The sequence below is a fragment of the Streptomyces sp. NPDC048479 genome, from assembly GCF_040651435.1.
Taxonomy (GTDB): domain Bacteria; phylum Actinomycetota; class Actinomycetes; order Streptomycetales; family Streptomycetaceae; genus Streptomyces.
In genome coordinates, this window is the sequence record NZ_JBEZKA010000019.1 from 41,462 (window position 1) to 57,305 (window position 15,844).

16 protein-coding genes are annotated in these 15,844 nt (G+C 69.1%); 5 read left to right on the forward strand and 11 right to left on the reverse strand.

Going from position 1 to position 15,844, the window contains the following annotated elements; genetic code table 11:
- Positions 1-13 precede the first annotated feature (13 nt).
- On the reverse strand, positions 14-988 hold the full coding sequence (locus tag AB0D12_RS26905) for a hydrogen peroxide-inducible genes activator (RefSeq protein WP_362687857.1): 975 nt from the start codon (positions 986-988) through the stop codon (positions 14-16).
- A 130-nt stretch (positions 989-1,118) separates the two neighbouring features.
- Between AB0D12_RS26905 and AB0D12_RS26910 the strand changes: the two genes are divergently transcribed.
- Both AB0D12_RS26910 and AB0D12_RS26915 read left to right on the forward strand, forming a co-directional pair.
- Entirely contained in the window at positions 1,119-1,673 is a 555-nt protein-coding gene (locus tag AB0D12_RS26910) for a peroxiredoxin (RefSeq protein WP_362687860.1), read from the forward strand.
- 6 nt (positions 1,674-1,679) lie between these two features.
- Positions 1,680-2,213 (forward strand): alkyl hydroperoxide reductase, encoded by a 534-nt coding sequence (locus AB0D12_RS26915; RefSeq protein WP_362687863.1) that lies wholly within the window; start codon positions 1,680-1,682, stop codon positions 2,211-2,213.
- Between the two features lie 96 nt (positions 2,214-2,309).
- Here the strand turns inward: AB0D12_RS26915 and AB0D12_RS26920 are convergent, their stop codons facing one another.
- The 6 genes from AB0D12_RS26920 to AB0D12_RS26945 form a co-directional block, all read right to left on the reverse strand.
- A complete protein-coding gene (locus AB0D12_RS26920) occupies positions 2,310-2,927 on the reverse strand; it encodes a PQQ-binding-like beta-propeller repeat protein (RefSeq protein WP_362687866.1) in 618 nt (205 codons plus the stop codon).
- Positions 2,894-3,616 carry a PQQ-binding-like beta-propeller repeat protein gene (locus AB0D12_RS26925; protein ID WP_362687869.1) on the reverse strand — a complete coding sequence of 241 codons (723 nt, stop codon included), beginning with the start codon at positions 3,614-3,616 and terminating at the stop codon, positions 2,894-2,896. Before AB0D12_RS26925 ends, AB0D12_RS26920 begins: the two co-directional genes overlap by 34 nt.
- A 174-nt stretch (positions 3,617-3,790) precedes the next feature.
- A complete protein-coding gene (locus AB0D12_RS26930; protein ID WP_362687872.1) occupies positions 3,791-5,137 on the reverse strand; it encodes an AI-2E family transporter in 1,347 nt (448 codons plus the stop codon).
- A gap of 118 nt (positions 5,138-5,255) precedes the next feature.
- On the reverse strand, positions 5,256-5,948 hold the full coding sequence (locus tag AB0D12_RS26935; protein WP_362687875.1) for a transglycosylase SLT domain-containing protein: 693 nt from the start codon (positions 5,946-5,948) through the stop codon (positions 5,256-5,258).
- Positions 5,949-6,339: 391 nt separating this feature from the next.
- Positions 6,340-7,662: a PhoH family protein gene (locus AB0D12_RS26940; protein ID WP_327328479.1), complete on the reverse strand. Its 1,323-nt coding sequence runs from the start codon at positions 7,660-7,662 to the stop codon at positions 6,340-6,342.
- Positions 7,663-7,994: 332 nt separating this feature from the next.
- Entirely contained in the window at positions 7,995-8,756 is a 762-nt protein-coding gene (locus AB0D12_RS26945; protein WP_327325793.1) for an isoprenyl transferase, read from the reverse strand.
- A 105-nt stretch (positions 8,757-8,861) separates the two neighbouring features.
- Here AB0D12_RS26945 and mgrA point away from each other — a divergent pair, with 105 nt between their 5' ends.
- Positions 8,862-9,899: an L-glyceraldehyde 3-phosphate reductase gene (gene mgrA / locus AB0D12_RS26950; protein ID WP_362687879.1), complete on the forward strand. Its 1,038-nt coding sequence runs from the start codon at positions 8,862-8,864 to the stop codon at positions 9,897-9,899.
- 454 nt (positions 9,900-10,353) lie between these two features.
- On the forward strand, positions 10,354-11,505 hold the full coding sequence (locus tag AB0D12_RS26955) for a winged helix DNA-binding domain-containing protein (RefSeq protein WP_362687882.1): 1,152 nt from the start codon (positions 10,354-10,356) through the stop codon (positions 11,503-11,505).
- Here the strand turns inward: AB0D12_RS26955 and AB0D12_RS26960 are convergent.
- The 3 genes from AB0D12_RS26960 to AB0D12_RS26970 all read right to left on the reverse strand — a co-directional run bounded on the left by AB0D12_RS26960 (position 11,483) and on the right by AB0D12_RS26970 (position 14,434).
- Positions 11,483-13,036 (reverse strand): DUF2079 domain-containing protein, encoded by a 1,554-nt coding sequence (locus tag AB0D12_RS26960; RefSeq protein WP_362687885.1) that lies wholly within the window; start codon positions 13,034-13,036, stop codon positions 11,483-11,485. The genes AB0D12_RS26955 and AB0D12_RS26960 overlap by 23 nt on opposite strands.
- 170 nt (positions 13,037-13,206) lie before the next feature.
- A complete protein-coding gene (locus AB0D12_RS26965; RefSeq protein ID WP_362687888.1) occupies positions 13,207-13,611 on the reverse strand; it encodes a cupin domain-containing protein in 405 nt (134 codons plus the stop codon).
- A 70-nt stretch (positions 13,612-13,681) separates the two neighbouring features.
- The gene (locus AB0D12_RS26970) at positions 13,682-14,434 is read right to left on the reverse strand and encodes an A24 family peptidase (protein WP_362687891.1); all 753 of its coding nucleotides are present in this window, start codon (positions 14,432-14,434) and stop codon (positions 13,682-13,684) included.
- 104 nt (positions 14,435-14,538) lie between these two features.
- On the opposite strand from AB0D12_RS26970, the gene AB0D12_RS26975 reads away from it, so the two are divergent.
- Positions 14,539-14,961, forward strand: coding sequence for a DUF192 domain-containing protein (locus tag AB0D12_RS26975; protein WP_362687894.1), 423 nt, complete (start codon positions 14,539-14,541; stop codon positions 14,959-14,961).
- Positions 14,962-15,006: 45 nt separating this feature from the next.
- Here AB0D12_RS26975 and AB0D12_RS26980 read toward each other — a convergent pair whose 3' ends face one another.
- Positions 15,007-15,756, reverse strand: a complete 750-nt coding sequence (locus AB0D12_RS26980; protein ID WP_362687897.1) for a hypothetical protein — start codon at positions 15,754-15,756, stop codon at positions 15,007-15,009.
- Positions 15,757-15,844: the final 88 nt, after the last annotated feature.

The following is a 15,844-nucleotide window of genomic DNA, read 5'->3' on the forward strand; positions in this document are numbered from 1 at the left end:
CAGTACGGAGCGGTCAGCCGAGCACCCGCACCGGCAGCGCGCGCATCGCGTCCCGCAGGGCCTGTGCGAACTCCTCGAATTCGCCCTGGCGTGCCGTGCCCGCGCGCATCGCCAGGGCGACAGTGCGTGCGGGGGCGGGTTCGGCGAAGTACGCCGTCTGCAGCCTGCCCGCCCGGCCCGTCTCCACCTCGACCGCCGTACGCGGCAGCAGCGTCACTCCGAGCCCGCCGGCGACCAGCTGCACCAGCGTGGACAGGCCGGCGGCCGTCGTCGACACCGGAGCGCCGTCGGTACGGCCGGCCTCCCGGCAGATGTCGAGCGCCTGGTCGCGCAGGCAGTGGCCCTCGTCGAGCAGCAGCAGATGCAGTTCGCGCAGGGCCTCGCGCGGAATGTCCTGGCGGCCCCCCAGCCAGTGGTCCTCGGGCGTGACCAGCACAAAGTCCTCGTCGAACAACGGCAGCTCGCTCACGCCCGGGACCCCGAGCGGCACGGCGAGCAGCAGCAGATCGAGCCGCCCTGCCGCGAGCCCCTCCAGCAGCGAGGACGTCTGCTCCTCGTGGACCTGGAGGTCGAGGTCCGGATAGTTCTCATGCACCAGGCGCAGCACGGTCGGCAGCAGATACGGGGCGACGGTCGGGATCACGCCGAGCCGGAGCACCCCGGTGAACGGGGCGCGTACCGCCTCGGCCTCCTCCAACAGCTCACCGACCGCGTCCAGCACAGCCTTGGCCCGCACCGCGAGCCGCTCTCCGGCCGACGAGAGCAGCACCTTGCGCGTCGTACGCTCCAGGAGCTGGACACCGAGTGCCTCCTCCAGTGCCGATACAGCACCGGACAGCGCGGGCTGACTCATCCCGATTGCGGCTGCGGCGTCCCGAAAGTGCAGATGCTCGGCCACGGCGGCGAACGCGCGCAGCTGCGCCAGGCTGGGCTGCTTACCCCTGGAACTTCCTCTATTTACGGCATTGCCGACATTACTGGTGGACACTGATAGGCACCTCCGATCGCGATGACCGAGTCTAGCTATTTCCGCGATCAATGCACTCTGTGCCAGTATCAAGATCCGTCCAACCCCCCGGAAGACCTCAAAAGGGAATTCCTTTCTGCAAGGAGAGCGCGTGCTCACTGTTGGTGACCAGTTCCCCACGTTCGAACTGACTGCCTGCGTCTCACTGGAGGCCGGCAAGGAGTTCGAGGAGATCAACCACAAGTCCTACGAGGGCAAGTGGAAGGTCGTTTTCGCGTGGCCCAAGGACTTCACCTTCGTCTGCCCCACCGAGATCGCGGCCTTCGGCAAGCTGAACGACGAGTTCGCCGACCGTGACGCCCAGATACTCGGCTTCTCCGGCGACTCCGAGTTCGTCCACCACGCCTGGCGCAAGGACCACGCGGACCTGCGTGACCTGCCCTTCCCGATGCTGGCCGACTCCAAGCACGAGCTGATGCGCGACCTCGGCATCGAGGGCGAGGACGGCTTCGCGCAGCGCGCCGTCTTCATCGTCGACCCGAACAACGAGATCCAGTTCACCATGGTGACCGCCGGCTCCGTCGGCCGTAACCCCAAGGAGGTCCTGCGGGTGCTCGACGCCCTGCAGACCGACGAGCTGTGCCCGTGCAACTGGACCAAGGGCGAGAACACCCTCGACCCGGTCGCGCTGCTGTCGGGCGAGTGATCCGATATGTCTCTCGATGAACTCAAGGCTTCGGTACCGGACTACGCCAAGGACCTGAAGCTGAACCTCGGTTCGGTGATCGGCAACAGCGAGCTGCCGCAGCAGCAGCTCTGGGGCACCGTCCTGGCCTGCGCGATCGCCTCGCGCTCGCCGAAGGTGCTGCGCGAGCTGGAGCCCGAGGCCAAGGCCAACCTCTCCCCGGAGGCGTACACCGCCGCCAAGTCCGCCGCCGCGGTCATGGCGATGAACAACGTCTTCTACCGGACCCGGCATCTGCTGTCGGACCCGGAGTACGGGACGCTGCGCGCCGGTCTGCGGATGAACGTGATCGGCAACCCGGGTGTGGAGAAGGTCGACTTCGAGCTGTGGTCGCTCGCCGTCTCCGCCATCAACGGCTGCGGCCAGTGCCTCGACTCGCACGAGCAGGTGCTCCGCAAGGCCGGCGTGGACCGCGAGACGATCCAGGAGGCCTTCAAGATCGCCGCGGTGATCCAGGCCGTGGGTACGACGCTGGACGCGGAAGCGGTGCTCGCGGACTGAGTCCCGCGCTGCGACAAGGGCGCCCCGCCCGGCTGCGAGCCGGACGGGGCGCCTTGTCGTGGACGGGCTTCAGTGATCGCACGGTGGCGCTTCCTCTCAGTCCCGGCGCGCGGCGAGTGCGTGGACGGTGCCGTCGTCCGTGAGGGCGACGACCCAGTCACCGCTGACGGAGAGCGCCGAAGCCACTCCCGCGCCCAGGTTGTACGCGGCGAGCTGCGTGCCGCTCGCCCGGTCCAGGACCAGCAGCCGCCCGTCCCATGTCCCCACATACACAAGGGACCTGGTGACCAGCGGATGCATCGTCGGCGAACCGGCGCCCGCCGAGCAGCCCATGGCGACGCGCCACTTGTCGTCCATCGGGCTCTCGCCCGCCAGATAACCGGCCTTGGTCTCCCACACCGGCTTCGACGGATCGGCCGCGCTCGTGTCATAGGCGCGTACGACACCGTCGCGGCCCGCGACATAGGCAATGTCGCCCCACACGGCCGGGCTGGTGAGCAGGGCCCGCCCCGGCTCGCAGGTGCTGCCACCGCCCACCTTGGACTCCCAGGTCACCGCGCCCGTCTTCGGGTCGTGCCCGCGGACGCCGTACGCCGTGAACGTCACCAGCGTCGCCGGGCCCGATGCGGGCTGCGTCAGCACGGGCGACGAGTGGCTGTCGATGTCGCCCCCGGTGTCCTTCACCCACAGCTGCTTGCAGCTCGCGAGGCCCATCGCGATGACCGTGTTGCTCGACGAAGAGTGCAGATAGGCGGTGTTGGAGCCGGGCTCGCGCACCACCGTGCTGTGGGACTGGCCCCAGGAGGCCGCGGCCCCGAAGCCGCCGGGCAGCTGCTCGCCCGTCTTGGCGTCACGGCAGCGCACCGTGTTCCCGTCCTGGTGACGGCGACCGTACGGTCCCCGCCGGCGAGCGGGAAGACGCTGACCGGTCCGCCCGCGCGACCGTAACGGCGCACGGTGTCGCCGTGCTGCTCCTCACGGTCGATCGACTCCCAGGCGACGTGCCCGTCCACGGCGTCCAGCGCGTAGATCCGTCCGACGCCGGTCGTCAGATAGACCCGTCCGTCGTGGAGCGTCGGCGCCGACTCGGCGTCGCCGTCCAGGTAGGTGCGCCAGATCTCGCGGCCGGATGTGATGTCGTAGGCGAGCATCATGCTGTACGGAGAGTCGAAAGCGCGGGACGAGACGATCAGCTTGCCGTCCGCGATCACGGAGCCGTTCAGGTTGAACTGCTCACCTGTGTGCTGAGTCCACTTGAGGTCGAGCGTGTCGCCCGGGTTGTCGCCGCTCGCGGACCGCCCGGCCTCGTCGCCACCCTGCCGCAGCCAGTCCTGCCCGCTGCTCGGCTTCGACAGCTCGGCGTCGCGTACGACCTCGAAGGTGGACTTCGCCGCGGGAAGCACGGGGAACGCCGTGCCCCCGGGTGTCGTACCAGGCCGGGCGTGGCCGACGGGCGGAGACACCGTCGCCGGCCGCGACCGTCTCGGCCCCGGCCGCGTCCGCCTCACCCGTCCGCGGCCCGGCAAGCTCGGCCTCGCCGAACGGCTCGTCCTCCCCCACCAGTTCCGGCTCGGATATCACTCCTGTGCCCCTCCGGCCCCGGCGGACGCCGGCGCCGGGGTCAGCCCGGGGGCCGGCGTCGGCGCGGCCTCGACCGCCGCAGCGCCGTGCGGCGGGGGCGGTGAGTCCCGCAGAGCCTGCTCCCTGCCGTACGCGCGCAGATAGCCGACCACCGTGTTGGTCACCGCCACCAGCGGCACCGCCACCACGGCGCCGCCGATCCCGGCGGTCAGTCCACCGGCCGCGACCGCGAGGACGACGGCGAGCGGGTGCACACGGACCGCGCGGCCCAGGATGAAGGGCTGCAGCACATGGCCCTCGATCTGCTGTACGGCGAGGACGACGATCAGCACCATCAGCGCGGTGAACACGCCCTGGGTGACCAGTGCGACGACCACCGCGAGCGCGCCGGAGACGACCGCGCCGACGAGCGGGATGAAGGCGAACAGGAAGATGAAGACGGCCAGCGGTACGGCCATCGGGACATCGAGGAAGTAGATGCCGAGGCCGATGAAGATCGCGTCGATCAGCGCCACGATCACCGTGCCGCGCACATACGCGGTCAACGTGCGCCAGGCGCGCGGCCCTGCTCCGGCGACTCCCTCGCGGGCCTGCGCCGGGACCAGTTTGAGCACCCAGTGCCAGATGCGCTTGCCGTCGTACAGCAGGAAAAGCGTCGAGAACATCGCCAGCAGGATGCCGGTCAGTATCTCGACCATCACCGTCACACCCTGCAGGCCCGCGGAGGTGATCTCCTGGGTGTTGGTGCCGATGGTGTCGCTGAGGTTCTTGGCGACGTCGTTGATCTGCTGCTCGGTGACATGGAACGGGCTGTCGAGCAGCCAGCGCTTGAGTTCCTCGATTCCGTCCCTGACCCGGTCGGAGAGGTTGTCCAGGTTGTCCATCACCTGCCAGACCACGAACCAGCCGACCAGGCCCATGATGATGAAGCCCGCGATCGCGGTGACTGCGGTGGCGAGCCCGCGCGGCAGGCCCAGCTTCTTCAGCCGGGCCACGGTGGGCTGGAGCATCGCGGTGACGAGCAGCGCGGCCACGAAGGCGAGGACCACCAGCTGTACCGCGCTGATGATGCGCATCAACACCCAGAGCGTGCCTGCCACTACGAGCAGCCGCCAGCCGGCCTCGGCCGCGACGCGCATACCCCAGGGAATCGCGGCGACCGGGTCGGGCCTGGCCGCGACGGCGGGGGCGTAGGCGGGCGGCGGCGGGACGCTGTCCGGAGCGGGCCCAAGGACGACCGGCACATCGTCGTCCGCGTCCTCGCTGCGTTGCTCGTCCAGGCGCTCGCTTATCCGGGTCAGCCCGGCGCCCAGGCCGGCGAGCCATCCTGGCAGTCTCGACATGATCTTCCCTCTTCCCCCCACCACTCCCCCCGGGAGCCCTTTCCGACCGACCGTACACGCACGGAGCCCCCCACCGTAGGACGGTGGGGGGCTCCGAAAAGTTGAGCGCCGGCAGATCCTAGTACCAGCTGTTGGCCTGCCAGAACGACCACGCGCCACAAGGGCTGTCGTAGCGGCTGTTCATGTAGTTCAGGCCCCACTTGATCTGGGTCGCCGGGTTGGTCTGCCAGTCGGCGCCGGCCGACGACATCTTCGAGCCCGGCAGCGCCTGGACGAGACCGTAGGCACCGGAGGAGGCGTTCTGCGCCTGGTAGTTCCAGGTGGACTCGTGGTCCACGATGTTGCTGAAGCACTGGAACTGGTCGGCAGGGATCATCTGCCGTGCGATCGCCTGGACCTCGGCGACGGAGTAGGAGCTCTTCGCGGAGAAGGTGGAAGCGTCCCGCACCGAGTCACGGTTGGCGCGTGCTTCCTTGGCCTCGCGATCGCGCTCGGCCTTCTTCTCGGCGGCTTCCTTCTTCGCCTCGGCGGTCTTGGCAGCCGAGGTACGGGCCGCTTCCTCGGCGGACCTCTTCGCGGCCGCGTCTGCGGCAGCGGCCTGCGCGTCGGCCTGCTGCGTCAGGGACGAGACCTGTACCTGAGCCTGCTGGCCCATGGGGATGTCTGCGAGGAGCGTCGTGTCGGCGGCGGACGCCTCAAGGTTGTCGTTCGAGGGCAGGGTGTTGCCCGAGGCAACGCCCACGACGGCGCCAACGGTGGTGACCGCAGTAGCTGATGCCACTGCGAACCCCCGGACCGAGATCCGGCTCACACGGTTTCCTTCCAGCAACGCCCGCATGGGTGACCTCGCGAGCGCAATCGTGCCCCTGACGCTGGCCTCCCTACTGCTTGGGTCACGGGAGGCGCGGGCCCGGTGGGCAACCCCCTTGACGGGAGTGCCGCATGATGCTCGCGGGCGGCATACGACGGCAAGTCTTGAGTTGTGTGGTGCTGTGCACCTCTGGAGGTGCGGATGTGCCGTATGCGGGGCCTGACGGAAGCAAGACTCTGCCGGAAGCCGACGCCGCAAGGCAATTCTTCGTTACGTGTGAAAGCTCACACCCCGTTTGCGCCAGGTGTTTTACGGAAAACGGCGGACAGCACGGCGCCGCCCGGCTACGCTCTTGCGCTCTGCCGGGCGGCGCCAACTGCCTTATTCCGTATTAGATCTGGCCTTCCTCCAGCATTTCGGTCACGAGCGCGGCGATCTGCGAACGCTCGGAGCGAGTGAGGGTGACATGCGCGAAGAGCGGATGGCCCTTCAACTTCTCGACCACGGCAACGACTCCGTCGTACCGGCCGACGCGCAGATTGTCCCGCTGTGCCACGTCATGGGTCAGAACGACCCGGGAATTAGCCCCGATACGGGACAGAACGGTCAACAGGACGTTCCGCTCCAGGGACTGGGCCTCGTCGACGATGACGAACGCGTCGTGCAGCGAGCGGCCTCGGATATGGGTGAGCGGCAGGACCTCGAGCATGCCGCGTCCGAGCACCTCCTCGATCACTTCACGGCCCGCCACGGCCGAGAGTGTGTCGAAGACTGCCTGAGCCCAGGGGCTCATCTTTTCGGCCTCGGTGCCCGGCAGATAGCCGAGCTCCTGCCCGCCGACCGCGTACAGCGGCCTGAAGACCATCACCTTCTGGTGCTGCCGGCGCTCCAGGACCGCCTCGAGGCCCGCGCAGAGCGCGAGCGCCGACTTGCCGGTGCCGGCCCGGCCGCCCAGCGAGACGATGCCGACGTCCGGGTCGAGGAGCAGATCGAGAGCGATGCGCTGCTCGGCGCTGCGGCCGTGGATACCGAAGGCCTCCCGGTCGCCGCGCACCAGCTTCACATTGCCCTCGGCCGAGATCCGGCCCAGCGCCTTGCCGCGCTCGGACTGCAGAACGAGGCCGGTGTGGACGGGCAGTTCCGCCGCTTCGGGGACGTACAGCGTCTCCTCGCCGTACAGCAGATCCACCTGTTCGGCGGAAAGGGGCAGTTCGGCCATTCCGGTCCAGCCGGAGTCGGTGATGGCCAGCTCCGCCCGGTACTCCTCCGCCAGCAAACCGACGGACGAGGCCTTGATACGGAGAGGCAGATCCTTGGATACGACCGTGACGTCGTACCCCTCGGCCTGCAGATTTCGCGCTACCGCCAGAATCCGTGAGTCGTTGTCCCCCAATCGGAAGCCGGCCGGAAGGACGCCGGGATCGGAGTGGTTGAGCTCGACACGGAGCGTGCCGCCGAGGTCGCCCATCGGGATGGGGGCGTCGAGGCGGCCGTACCGGATACGGAAATCGTCCAGAAGGCGCAGCGCCTGGCGGGCGAAGTAACCGAGCTCCGGATGGTGCCTCTTTGCCTCCAGCTCCGTGATCACCACAATCGGGAGCACGACTTCGTGCTCGTCGAAACGGGTCAGGGCGTTCGGATCGGCCAGCAGGACGCTGGTGTCGAGAACATAGGTGCGCCTGTCGGGCATGCGGCGCTTTGTGCTGTTCACCACGGAAGGACGTACCCCCTCGAATGAGGTCGGCAGTGCGACGGCGTCGCGGGCCATGGGGTCTCCCCCGCCGAAGGCAGGGGACGGGCCGGACTCGGCCACGATGCGCGGGCCGAACTCCGGCCCTCCGCGGTGTCCGCACTAGGAGTGCGGTCCTTCGTGTGCAAAGGGCCTCCCGGGCGAGCGGTCTCGGCCGCTCACTGAGATACGACGTTCGTGGATCGGACGTCGACCTGGAAGGGGTATTCCCTCGAACATGCGCAGCCATGCCAAGGCATATGACGACGCGTGGATGAACAGAGGGTGATCCGCGCTACAGGGGACCCGCGGGCGCCTCAGCTGCCGTAGCGGCGGTGGCGCGCGGCGTAGTCGCGCAGCGCACGCAGGAAGTCGACCTTGCGGAAGGCCGGCCAGAAGACTTCACAGAAGTAGTACTCCGAATGGGCGCTCTGCCAGAGCATGAATCCGGACAGCCGCTGCTCGCCGCTGGTCCGGATGACGAGGTCGGGGTCGGGCTGGCCGCGTGTGTAGAGGTGCTCCGAGATGTGCTCGACATCGACGATCTCGGCGAGTTCCTCGAAGCTCGTGCCCTTGTCGGCGTGCTCCAGAAGGAGGGAGCGGACGGCGTCGGCGATCTCCTGGCGGCCGCCGTAACCCACGGCGACGTTCACGAGTATCCCGTCGATGCCGACCGTGGACTGCTCGGCTTCCTTCAGTACGGACTGGGTGCGGGCGGGCAGCAGATCCAGCGTGCCGACGTGGTGCACGCGCCAGCGGCCGTCCGCCGCGAGGTCGCGGACCGCGTTCTCGATGATGCCGAGGAGCGGGATCAGCTCGTTCTCGGGGCGGTCCAGGTTGTCCGTGGACAGCAGCCAGAGGGTGACGACCTCGACATCGGTCTCGGCACACCAGCCCAGCAGCTCCTGGATCTTGCTGGCGCCTGCCTTGTGCCCCTGCTCGGCCGTGCCACCGGATGCCTTGGCCCAGCGACGGTTGCCGTCGAGGATGACTCCGATGTGCTTGGGCACCTGGGCGTGGTCGAGGCGGCCTTCCACCCGGCGCGCGTAGAGCCCGTACACCAGGTCGCGCAGGTTCACTTTTCCAACCCCTCCATGCGGCAGTCCCCGAGGGCGCCACACTACTGCGCGCTGGCCACAGCGGCCCAACCCGGCCTGTCACAAGTCCGTGATAAGGAGGGATGCGTGACTGATTCCTCCTCCTACCGAGCAGCCGCGGACCGCTACGAGTCGATGGAGTACCGGCGTACCGGCCGCTCCGGGCTGAAGCTTCCCGCGCTCTCCCTCGGCCTCTGGCACAACTTCGGCGACGACCGCACCCTCGACTCACAGCGCGCGATCCTGCGGCGCGCCTTCGACCTGGGTGTGACGCACTTCGACCTGGCGAACAACTACGGGCCGCCGCCCGGGTCGGCCGAGCTCAACTTCGGCAAGATCTTTGCGGAGGATTTCGCCCCATATCGCGATGAAATGGTCATTTCGACCAAGGCGGGCTATCTGATGCACCCGGGGCCCTACGGCGAGTGGGGTTCGCGGAAGTACCTGCTGTCCTCGCTCGACGCGTCCCTGAACCGGATGGGTCTGGACTACGTCGACATTTTCTACTCCCACCGCTTCGACCCGGGCACCCCGCTCGAGGAGACGATGGGTGCGCTGGCCTCCGCCGTGCAGCAGGGCAAGGCCCTGTACGTGGGCGTGTCGTCGTACAACGCGGAGCAGACCGCGGAGGCGGCCCAGCTGCTGAAGGAGATGGGTGTACCGGCTCTCATCCACCAGCCCTCGTACTCGATGATCAACCGCTGGATCGAGGCCGACGGACTGCTCGACACGCTGGAGAGCGCCGGCATGGGCTGCATCTCCTTCGTGCCGCTCGCGCAGGGGCTACTCACCGGCAAATACCTCAAGGGCATCCCGGAGGGCTCGCGGGCCACGCAGGGCAAGTCCCTGGACCCGAATCTGCTCTCCGACGAGGTCGTACGGCGGCTGAACGGGCTGAACGACATCGCTGTCAGACGCGGTCAGTCCCTCGCCCAACTGGCGATCGCCTGGGTGCTGCGGGACGAGCGGATGACCTCCGCACTGATCGGCGCCTCCAGTGTGAAGCAGCTCGAGGAGAACGTCGCGACGCTGGCCGGACCGGCCCTGAGCGACGAGGAGTTGAAGAAGATCGACACCTTCGCGGTGGACACCGAGGGCACCAACATCTGGGCCGGGCGGAGCTGAGCCGACCCCCGGAGAAACAGCCGGAGAAATAAAACGGGCCGGTCCGTGGGGGGGATACGGACCGGCCCGAGGGGGGGTTTCCACCATAACCCTTCGTGAGTCTGCCGAGCGCCACGCCATGCCGTAACTACGCTCCGAATCCGGCGTACGGCGGGGAGGCCGTCGCGCGGGCCGGGAAAGTGGCTGGTTCCGGACCGACGCGCGCACTCGGGGGCCGTCCCTCCCACGAGGGACCCCCGGTCACAGGCGTGACATTGACGGCGCGCCGGCCCAAGGGCCCGTCAGGCTGCGGACTCCCTCGACATATTGGCGAGAATCCGCCCCATGGGAGTTCGTCACTGTGGGGGAGCTGACGACTGGCCAGGGACCGACCCAGCGACTGCCTCAGGGACCGTCTCAGAGATTGGCCGAATGCGGACAGAAACTGTCCTATATAAACCCTAGAGTCATCCGTATGACGACGCGACACGTGACATGGACCCAGGCCAACGCCCGCCGGCTCGCACGACAGGGGCTGACCGCCCCGGCCAAGACCTCCCCCGCCGAGATCGCCGCCGCGATGCTCGGCGCGCACGCGCAGGTGCTGTCCGCCGCCGAACTGTCCGTCGCGCTGCGCCTGGAGGGCGGTGCGACGCGCACCGACGTGCGCGAGTCGCTGTGGACGGACGGCAGCCTGGTGAAGACATACGGGCCACGCGGCACCGTCCATCTGCTGACGGCGGCCGATCTGCCGCTGTGGACCGGCGCACTGTCCGCGATCCCGGCCGGCGCGAGCCCGATGCCCGCCGCCGTACGGATGACGGCGGAGCAGACCGAGCAGGTCGTCGCGGCCGTCGGCGACGCTCTCACCGGCGCGGAGCTGACGATCGACGAGCTGACCGAGGCGATCGTCGAGCGCACCGGGTCCTGGGCCGCGGACCCGGTGATGGAAGCCTTCCAGGGCAAGTGGCCACGCTGGCGGCAGGCGATGCACACGGCCGCGCACCGCGGTGCGCTCCGTTTCGCGCCCAACCGCGGACGCAAGGCCACCTACACCAGCCCCGGCGTCACGCCGATGGACGGTCCCGCCGCGTCGGCGGAGCTCATACACCGCTATCTGTACGCGTACGGGCCCGCCACCCCTGCGCACTTCGCCAAGTGGCTGGCCGCGCCCAAGGGCTGGGCCGCAGAGGTGTTCGCCGTGACGGCGGGCGAGGGGAGGATCGAAGAGGTGGCGTTCGCGGGCGGCCGGGCGTGGGTGACGGCCGGCGACACCGAGTTCCCGGAAGAGCCGCCGCGGGGCGTGCGGCTGCTGCCGTACTTCGACGCGTACGCCATCGCCTCGCAACCGCGCGAGCTGCTCTTCCCCGGCCCGGCGTACGAGCGGGCGCTGGCGCGCGGGCAGGCCGGGAACTTCCCGGTGGTACTCGTCGACGGGATTGTCGCCGGGGTGTGGCACCAGCGGCGGTCCGGGCGGCGGATCGCGGTCACGGTGGAGCCGATCGGCGACGCACTGGGCACCGCCCGGCACCGCGACCTGGAGCAGCAGGCGGAGCGGGTCGGTGAAGTGCTGGAAGGACAGGTGGAGTTGACGGTCGGGAAGGTCACGGTCGGGCCGCACGCCTGAGTCGTAGCAGAGTGACGCCGTCACGCTGGGCGATGCGCTCATAGCCGTACTTGTGCTGCGCGGCGTCGAGTTCGGCCGCCTGCTGCTCGAGCGGGTAGGGCCAGTGCCCCGAAGGGTACGGCCAGGCCTCCGGCGCCCTGCTGTCATGGATGATCCACTCGGCGGTGGGGCGGGGCAGCCGCGTCCTGTCGTACTCGTACAGCCGCGCGTCGACCGGGAACGTCGGGAAGAGAACGACCTCGCACCGTGAAGTGAGCTGCGGAACAAGGCGGTTGGAGGCGGCGACGGTCGCCCCGTCCGGGATCCTTGCGAGCAGCGAGCGGGCCGCCTCGATATGGGGTGTCGAGCGCCACGTGGCCCGCTGGCCCAGCTGGGCGAGCGGGAACGACGGCAGCATGACGAGGGTCACGGCGAGCACGGTGATCAGCGAGGCGCGGACATGGCGGGCGGCGAGCGGATGGTCCGCGCCGCGCCACTGCCGCAGCGTGTCGATGAGGCCGACGAAGACAATGGGCATCAGGACGGCGCTGTAGTGGAAGGACGTTCCCCAGTGGAAGCCGATCCGCGACAGCATCCGCCAGGTCAGGGTGGGCACGGCGAGGATCGCGAGTGGTGAGCGCAGCGCAAGCAGCGCGGACGGGGCGAAGACCAGGATCACTGTCATCGCCTTGATGTCCGGGCGCAGCGCGTCGAGCGGGGCGAAGGCGATGGTGGACAGCAGCGAGCTGTGCGCGCCCTCGGTGAGATTGCCGCCGTGCGCATACTGGCCCGCCGGATTGAAGGCGGGCAGCAGGAGCTTGATCTCGACGGCCGAGGCGAGCAGACCGGCCGCGGCGGTGACGACGCCGAGACGGCGCGGGCCCTTCCAGGCGACGTAACAGCCGAGAGTGGCGAGCGTGAAGCCCAGGTCCTCCTTGATCAGGACGAGCGGAGCCGCCCAGGCGACGGCGGGACCCCAGCGGCGGCGGCCGAGAGCCTCCAGGGCGAAGGAGAGCAGCGGTACGGCGAGGACGACCTCATGGAAGTCGAAGGCGGCGGCTGAGGCGATGCCCCAGCTCAGCCCGTAGCCGACGGCGACGACATGCGCCGAGCGGCGCCCGAGCTCCCGCAGCGCCCAGCGGGCCGGCGGTACGACAGCGAGGGCGAGCAGCGCCGACTGGGCGAGGAGCAGACAGAGGGCCGACGGCCAGAGGCGGTAGAGCGGGGCGAGTACGGCGAGCGCGGGATGGAAATGGTCGCCGAGCAGATTGAAGTGGTCGCCGCGCAGGGGGACGATCGGCGGCCGCAGTTGGGAGTAGGCGCGTACGGCCTGCTCGAAGATACCGAGGTCGTAGCCGGTGGTGCGGAGCAGCATATGGCGGCGTACGGCGACGGTGGCGTAGAGCAGAAAGAGCGCCGCCGCCCAGCTCCAGGGGAGCAGGGCGGCGGGGAAACGGGCAGTGGGGCGCGATCGGGGTTTTGGCGCCGGAGCGGGGATGAGGGACCGCAGCACGCTTCGCCGAATCACCGCATTGTCAGAGGATGTCCGCATACGCCCCGATGCTAGATGGGCATCCTGACGCCGGACGTCTTGACCGCCTCGATGAGGAAGCGCGTCGTCGTGGCGATGAAAGGCCCCTCCGACCGCATCCGCTCAGGAGAAGTCCCAGCCGTCGACGGAGACGGCTTCCGCCTCGGCGACGAGCTCGTCGAACGTACGCGTCATGACAAGGCGTGCCCCGTGGTGCTGTCGACGTGGTCGGGGATCTCGCCGTCGTGCCGGTCACCCGTCGACTTCGTACCGGAAGGCTCGAACATGAGGATCGAGCCCCCGGGCGACGAGGGCTTGTGCTCGATGCCCTTCGGTACGACGAAGGTGTCGCCCTTGTGGAGCTCGACGGTGGACTCGGCCCCGTCGGCGGCGCGCAGCGCGATGTCGAAACGGCCGTCCAGGACGAGGAAGAACTCGTCGGTGTCCTCATGGACGTGCCAGATGTGCTCTCCGGCGGTGTGGGCGATCCGTACGTCGTAGTCGTTCATCCGGGCCACGATGCGGGGGCTGTAGACATCGTCGAAAGTGGCGAGGGCTTCGGTGAGGTTGACCGGCTTCGCGTCAAGGGAATCCATGCGAACGATTGTTGTGGGTGGGACGGGTCCGTGTCTTGTACGTATCTGCGCTCCGAGGCCTTGGGTCCTCTCAGCCCGCCGCGAGGCCGCCGAGCAGCAGCCCGGCAAGCGCGCCCACGATCATGAACGGCCCGAACGGGATCGCGGTCCTACGGTTCGCGCGCCGGAGGACCATCAGTCCGACCCCGTACAGCGAACCCAGCAGAAAGCCGGCGAATGCTCCGGTGAAGAGGACCGTCCAGCCGTACCAGCCGAGGGCGACGCCGAGCGAGAGGGCGAGTTTGACGTCGCCGAAACCCATGCCGTTCGGGTGGATCAGGAAGAGCACGAAGTAGGCGGCGCCGAGGACGAGTCCGCCGAGCAGCGCGGTTGGCCAGGAGCCGGCGTCGGCGGGGAGCAGCGCGGCGAGCCCGAGAAGCACGGCGGCCGCGGCGGCGAGCGGGAGGGTCAGCCGGTCGGGCAGGCGGTGGACGTTGCGGTCGACTTGGGCGAGAAGTACGGCGAAGGGCGCGAGCAGCAGCCAGACGGCCAGCTCGGGGCGGGGGCCGGTGGCGGCGGCGAGGGCGGCGCAGGAGAGAGCGGTGACGAGAGGGACAAGAGGGACTTGCAGGTGGCGTTGCTTCGTGGCCACCGCGGCGGCGCAGGGCGCGCATCGCGCACCACCGAGCCAGCCCTGCGCAGGCCCGGCGAAGGAGTGTCCGGCGGGGCAGGTGTCGCGCCACGTCTCCTCCGGCTGGACGGAGAGCCGGTATGCGGCGCGCGGGACGAGCAGCCCGGCGGTGGCACCCCAGAAGGCGGCGACGGCGATCAGCGTGGCGTACACGGCAGCGAGCGTAAGGGGCTCGGCGCCTCGGGTCATGGGCCCTGGGGCCCACTCCTGGTGATCCGGGGTTCATGGCCGGGCGCCGGGCGCTACGGTCTAGGGCCATGGGCCGAAGGCGTCAATGGCGGAATGGCACTGGGTCGTTGAGGATCGCCGAGCGGGACGGGGCGGCGGCGGAGCCGGTGATACCGCCGGTTTCGGAGAGTCCCGTGATTCCGGTGATTCCGGTGATTCAAGTGGAGATCGCGGCCTCGTACGGGACGCGGCGGCGCGGGCTGCTGGGGCGGGACGGTATCGAGGGCGCGATCCTGCTGACCCCGTGCAACAGCGTGCACACCTTCAGGATGCGTTTCACGATCGATGTGGCTTATCTGGACAAGGAGTTGAGGGTCGTGGACGTCCACACGATGAAGCCTGGCAGGCTCGGCAAGCCGCGGTTCGGCGCGCGCCATGTGCTGGAGTCGGAGGCAGGGGCGATGGCGGGCTGGGGCGTGCGCCCGGGCGTACAGCTCACGATCGAGCCCTGAAGCCGACCGTTCCGGCCGCTGTGGCTGCTACGGCCGCGTTGGCCGCTACTTGAGCTTGGCGATCTGGGCGGCGAGGAGAGCCGGCGGAATCGTCGGGGTCTGCGGCCCCTCGAGGTTCGCGGTGTAGAAGGTGGCCAGCGAGCCGCCGGAGCGTACGACCTGAAAGACCAGCGGTACGGAGTCGCCCTCGAAGTCGCCCGTCACCTGATAGGCGAACGCGTCGTCCCCGACCTTGGCGACAGGCAGCGACTTTACGCTCTTGTACGTCGACGGCCCCTCGCCGCCGCTCGCCTTGAAGCCGCCCTTGCACGCCTCGACGGCGGTCCGCAGCCGACTGAGCACCGTCGCCGCACCCTGCGCCCCATGGGCGGTGAGGAATTCGGAGACAGCGGGCCGGCCGTCCTTGGCGCCGGTGAGCTGCCGGTACACGGAGGCCTGGGCGACGGGCTCCGGCTTGCCGTTGATGGCAGCAGTGATGGGGATGCACGCGGTCTTGTCAGCGGTCTCACCCTGGAGCGGCGGAGGGTCCATCGGCCCGACGTTGAAGCCGGACACATCACCCTTGGCGAGGACCACCTTCTCCAAGTCGGCTTTGGAGATGTCCTTTTGGGGAGCGCGGGGAGCTTCGGGAGGGGGCGTCGCGGAGGCAGTGGCCTTCTGCGTCGGCGTCGGCGTCGGTTTCGAGGCGTGGGCGGCGTTGTCTCCGCTGTTCCCGCTCTTTCCGTCGCAGGCCGCCGTAAGCCCCGCCGCAAGGGCGAGGACCGCTGCCGCCGCTGCCGTGCGCTGCCGCCTCATCCGTGTCCCGTCCCGCCGGTGTGAATGGTGCCGTTGACGCACGCTAACAGCGGTGTTCGCGCCCTCGCATGGGCCCACGGACCCAATC